Annotated in this window: 5 protein-coding genes; 1 reads left to right on the top strand and 4 read right to left on the bottom strand. The window is 54.6% G+C overall.

Features of this window, described 5'->3' with window-relative positions; genetic code table 11:
• Positions 1–761 precede the first annotated feature (761 nt).
• A complete protein-coding gene (locus tag ACJROR_RS11260) occupies positions 762–1,604 on the top strand; it encodes a hypothetical protein (protein WP_406547135.1) in 843 nt (280 codons plus the stop codon).
• 134 nt (positions 1,605–1,738) lie between these two features.
• On the opposite strand, the gene rpiA is transcribed toward ACJROR_RS11260, so the two are convergent.
• From rpiA to ACJROR_RS11280, 4 genes are all read right to left on the bottom strand, one after another.
• Positions 1,739–2,398, bottom strand: coding sequence for a ribose-5-phosphate isomerase RpiA (rpiA, locus tag ACJROR_RS11265; RefSeq protein ID WP_406547137.1), 660 nt, complete (start codon positions 2,396–2,398; stop codon positions 1,739–1,741).
• Positions 2,399–2,716: 318 nt separating this feature from the next.
• The gene (locus ACJROR_RS11270; RefSeq protein WP_406043566.1) at positions 2,717–3,331 is read right to left on the bottom strand and encodes a 5-formyltetrahydrofolate cyclo-ligase; all 615 of its coding nucleotides are present in this window, start codon (positions 3,329–3,331) and stop codon (positions 2,717–2,719) included.
• A 287-nt stretch (positions 3,332–3,618) separates the two neighbouring features.
• Positions 3,619–3,957, bottom strand: a complete 339-nt coding sequence (locus tag ACJROR_RS11275) for a cell division protein ZapA (RefSeq protein WP_406043564.1) — start codon at positions 3,955–3,957, stop codon at positions 3,619–3,621.
• Positions 3,958–4,178: 221 nt separating this feature from the next.
• A complete protein-coding gene (locus tag ACJROR_RS11280) occupies positions 4,179–4,706 on the bottom strand; it encodes a hypothetical protein (protein ID WP_406547136.1) in 528 nt (175 codons plus the stop codon).
• Positions 4,707–4,760: the final 54 nt, after the last annotated feature.

Consider the following 4,760-nt stretch of genomic DNA (forward strand, 5'->3'; position numbering starts at 1 on the left):
CGGATGATTTTTCGGGGAGGTCATGAGGCGGCCTCCTTAAGTGAGAACAAATTTAACTACAAAAAAATGAACTCGTAAATAGGGAAAAAACTTTATTTAAAATTGTTGAATTAATTGATCCAGATCAATGAATTTTTTAAAACACAACATGGAGTATTGTGGAATAATGCTCAAAATGACTTTTGCACAAAAGAAAAAACAATCACCATATACAGTGCCAATTTGGGAAAACAGCCTGAAAAAACCACTATATCTAGTAGTAGCAAAAATACTATCAACAGATGAAAAATGATATGTATCCCTATTTGTTTTTGACTGTGAAAAAAGTCATGGGCGGCAGGATCTTTGAATTCCGGATTCCGCCGGCTTTTTTGAAATTTTTATAGCGATAATTTCAGTAATCAGAGGGCCGGTATACGGATCATTTCCGGGATCCCTCTTGTTGTGGATTAGTGCTGGGGACAAGTTTTTAGGCGGTTTCCCCTCCCGAAAAAATTTTTTCAAATTGAAGCCTGGGCCTCATGTGATCTCCGGCAGAAAACCGGCATCAGGAAGTCAGCCGGAAGAAAAAGCCGCTCTTTTTTCCGGGCGGCGCGGTTTTTTCGGGACTCCGAAGAGCCGGATGCCGTTTCCGGAGGGGGCGGCATCCGCTGGACAGACGCCGGCGCCGGCGTGGCTTAAGGCAGGGTTCTGACATATAATAGCTCCCCGAATCCGCCGGCATGAATAACCGGCGGAGGCTGGCAGAGGACATGATAATAATGAAGAAGCATATTGCCGCCCGGGAGAGCTTTTTTAAGGAATACCGCTTCCGGATCCTTCTGGGGGCGGCGCTGTTTTCCGGGATACTGGCCGGAATCGCCGCCGCCCGCGGCGAGGTCTCCGGGCCGGCGGCGGCCGTTCCGGCGCTCCCGGTTCCCGCAGGGAGCCAGGAGGTTCCGGTAAGATATCTGGGGGAGTACCATGCCGGTGATTACCCCTTTGCCTCCCTGAAAAAGGCCGAGGCGGACGCGGGCAGAAAATTCAGCCAGATCTGCTCCCGGGCCCGGGATTACTCTCCCGAGGGATATCTCTGCCGGAATCCCCGCCTGCTCTTTCTGGAGGAGGAGCTCCTGAGGCTTAAGGGGCAGAACCCGGACACCGAGGCCTACCTTAACGGCGGGCTGCTTTTTCAGGAGGAGTTTGCCTCCTGCATGAACGAGGAGCATCCCGCTCGCTGCATCGAGTACGCCGCGCTCCGGGAATACTCCCTCTGGCAGACCCGGCTCCGTCAGGTTTCCTTTCAGGACGTGACATACGAATGCTCCGGAGGAGCCGGCCTTCTGGTGCGCTACTACGATTCCGAAATGCCCGCCGCCCGGGTGTGCTTCAGCGAGGATCGGGAGTGTCTTAAGGGGCCGGGCAGCCTGCTTTATCTTTTTCCGGGAAACCGCGGGAGATTCTTTTCTGACGGAAGCTCCCGGGGCTCCGACTCCGGCGATCCGGAAAGACTCTATCCGGTAAGAAACGGGGTACGTTACGAGAGATCCCACGGCGTGGCCCTCCATTGTCTTGCCGCCGCTCCCGGAAAAGCCGGGAATCCGGATGAGAACGCCGCTGAATAGGGGATAAATCAGGACGGGGAGATAAATCAGGGCGAGAACGGGGAGACGGCATCGTGTCCGGACACAAAAAAGCCTTTCCGCTGCCGGAAAGGCTCTCCTGAGCTTGCGCATAACTGAGACTGGCAGACCGCCGGTTATTTTTCGGAAACCCGGACGCCGTCCTCTGTCCCCACAATGAGCACATCAGCGCCCCGGCGGGAGAATATCCCCACGGTAACCACTCCGGGAATGGCGTTGATCGCCTGCTCCAGTTCCCCGGGATTGGTGATGCGCAGATCATGCACATCCAGAATCTGGTTCCCGTTGTCAGTTACGCAGTCCTGACGCCAGACCGGATTTCCGCCCAGCTTCCGAAGCTCCCGGGCCACGTACTCCCGGGCCATGGGGATCACCTCCACCGGCAGCGGAAAACGTCCCAGCACGTCCACGGTCTTGCTGTCGTCCACAATGCAGACGAATTTTTTTGCTACCGCGGCGACGATCTTTTCCCGGGTGAGAGCCGCTCCGCCGCCCTTGATCATTTCCAAGGCGGGATTTACCTCGTCGGCGCCGTCCACGTAGATGTCAAAGTGATCCACCTCGTTAAGATCCAGCACCGGAATGCCCATCTGCATGAGCTTTTCGGTGGAAGCCCGGGAGCTGGAAACCGCGCCGCGGATCCGATCCCTGATTTCATGAAGTCCTGCGATGAAATAGTTGACCGTGGATCCCGTGCCCACTCCGAGCACCGCATTATCCTCTACATATTTCAGAGCTTCCCTGGCTGCATTCTGTTTTTTGGTATTCTGGCTCATGGCAATTATCCGCTGGTACTGATCTGTGAACATGCGCATTATACGCCGGTGATTAAAATTGACAATACACAGCTTTGATTTCAGATCTGTGACAGGTGTCAAAGTCTTACATGACGCCGGAAACATTTTCCGGGCGGTCTCTGCTGCTCATAAAAAGAAAGAGAAGGACTCGCCGGCCTGCCGCTAAGAGCCGGTCTGAAAGGAGACCGGCCGGCGCCTGGCGGCGATGAATTTCCGGCCGTTAAAGCGGGGGCGTAAAAAAAGCCGGCATAACCGGCTTTTTAACAGAGACGTGATGTCAGCAAGGACGCCGGGCAGTTACTGCAGGGGCGGCTGTCTCACATTCTTTTCAAAAATGATGTCCCGGGTGGGAGTAATGATCTCCGGAAGGGGCACATCCCAGATTTCGGTGGGAAGGGCTTCTACTTCCTGAATGTCCAGGGCCAGGCCTACCGGATAGGGGCCTTTGCCGGTCTGGTTGTAGATCTGCAGGGTGCGGTCATAATAGCCGCCGCCCATGCCGAGACGGTTGCCATGAGAATCGTAAGCCACCAGCGGCGTGCACATGATGTCAATGCGGTTCAGGGGGATAACATTTCTGACGTCAAGCTCCGGCTCCGGGATACCGTATTTGTTGTTAATCATGATGGTGTTTTTATCATAATTAAGGAACAGCAGATGTCCTTTGCAAAACGGATGCAAAACCGGCAGGGCTACCTGGATGTTGTTATTAAGACACCAGTTAATGACTCCGGCAGTGTCAACCTCGCCGTCAACGCTCATGTAGAGGGCCACGCAGGACGCCTTGTTAATACGTTCGTGATGCATGAAACGATCTACCAGCTGAGCCGAATAATGGGCATGCTGTTCAACACTTATGGTTTTGCGGAGATCGCGAATTTTCTGACGCAGAAGAGGACGGGATGTAGGCATATTTTTACAGCTTCAAGTTACAGGTATTAAAAAAGGCAGGAGGATCCTGCCTTTCAGTTTAAATCAATCACACCAGACTCCCAAACAATGCTAAGGTCTGAAACCTTGAACCCGGAAGTTCAAAGCGGGCGACGCTGAAGCGCACTTAGGCTTCCTGATTCGGTGATCCCGTTACGGAGCCGCAGGCCTGCACACCATGCACCTTTAATCCCCCTAATCTGTTTGTATCGGCTCAGGGACATAACCAAATACAATGCCTAAAAGCGGCGATTGAAGAGAAGTCCGCTTCAGTTACCCTCAAGGAGCTCCTTCAGCTTCTTTACTCTTACCTCTAGTGTATCGCTGATGCCCTTTAACTGCAATGACTTTTGGTTCAATTCGTGACAGAAGTCCAAAGATGCCAGCAGGGCTATTTTTTCCATAGAAAGACCGGGAGCCACCTTTCTGAGCTCCAGAATTTTGTCATTTACCATGTTCTGAGCCCGGATCATGGCGGCGGATTCGCCCTTGCGGCAGGTTATGCGCATGGTCTGCCCGGAAAGGGTGAGGTTAACCTGTTCGGTGATGAGGGGCTTGATTTCATCGGCATTGGCGTTATCCGGGGCGGGACTGGCAGAGTCGGTCATGGCATTCTCCTTGTTGCGGCGTCCTTAGGGCATCACAGCTGCGCGAGGGCGTTCCGAGGTTCATTTTAACCCCTTTTTGCAGAAAATCATGCGCGGAATATCACGGGAGCGGGTTTTCGGCCGCGCCGCCGCGCTCCGGCCCGGAAAAACCAAGAACCCCCTCCGGCTGCCGGGCCGGAGGAAGGGCGGAGAAGGAGCGCAGAACAAAAATAAAAGATATGCTATGAGGCCGGAGACTCGCTGTCCGCATCCCCGGCTTCCGGGGCCGCAGCCTCTGCTTCGGGGGCTTTCTCCGGTTCCGGGGCGGCGGATGCCTCCTCCGTTTCCGGCCGGGGCGCGCCGCACTCGGTGCAGTATCTTCCCTGATTGAGCTCCCCGCAGGAGCAGAGCCAGACCACCCGGCTCCGGGGATTCCCGCATTCGGAGCAGAACTTTCCGCTGTTCATGGTGCCGCAGCCGCATTTCCAGATCACCCGGAGAGATCCCTTGTCGAGAGCTTCCTTGGAAAGGCTGATTTTATGCCGTGGCGCATCGGCCTTTGCCGCTGCCTCTGCGGCCTTCTGCTGCTCGGCCAGAGAGAAAAGCATCATGGTTTCGCCGTTGCCGAAGCCCATAAACCCCTGCCCCAGCATATAGCTGGCATTGTACATGGATGCCCCGAAGGGATGAAAAAAGCCCCCCGCCGGGATAAAAAATCCCCCGCATCCGCCGAATCCCGCGCCGTCTGCGCCGCCGGTCATATCGCTCATGTCCGCCTCCTCAGTATTCTGTGATCCGATTCTTCTGTTAATTCATTGCTAATC

Source organism: Succinimonas sp., assembly GCF_045225735.1.
Lineage (GTDB): Bacteria > Pseudomonadota > Gammaproteobacteria > Enterobacterales > Succinivibrionaceae > Succinimonas.

Excerpts from the sequence above, each read along its gene's own strand:
- ACJROR_RS11260 (WP_406547135.1), top strand. The coding sequence starts at position 762 with ATGAAGAAGCATATTGCCGCCCGGGAGAGCTTTTTTAAGGAATACCGC.
- rpiA (WP_406547137.1), bottom strand. The coding sequence starts at position 2,398 with ATGAGCCAGAATACCAAAAAACAGAATGCAGCCAGGGAAGCTCTGAAA.
- ACJROR_RS11270 (WP_406043566.1), bottom strand. The coding sequence starts at position 3,331 with ATGCCTACATCCCGTCCTCTTCTGCGTCAGAAAATTCGCGATCTCCGC.
- ACJROR_RS11275 (WP_406043564.1), bottom strand. The coding sequence starts at position 3,957 with ATGACCGACTCTGCCAGTCCCGCCCCGGATAACGCCAATGCCGATGAA.
- ACJROR_RS11280 (WP_406547136.1), bottom strand. The coding sequence starts at position 4,706 with ATGAGCGATATGACCGGCGGCGCAGACGGCGCGGGATTCGGCGGATGC.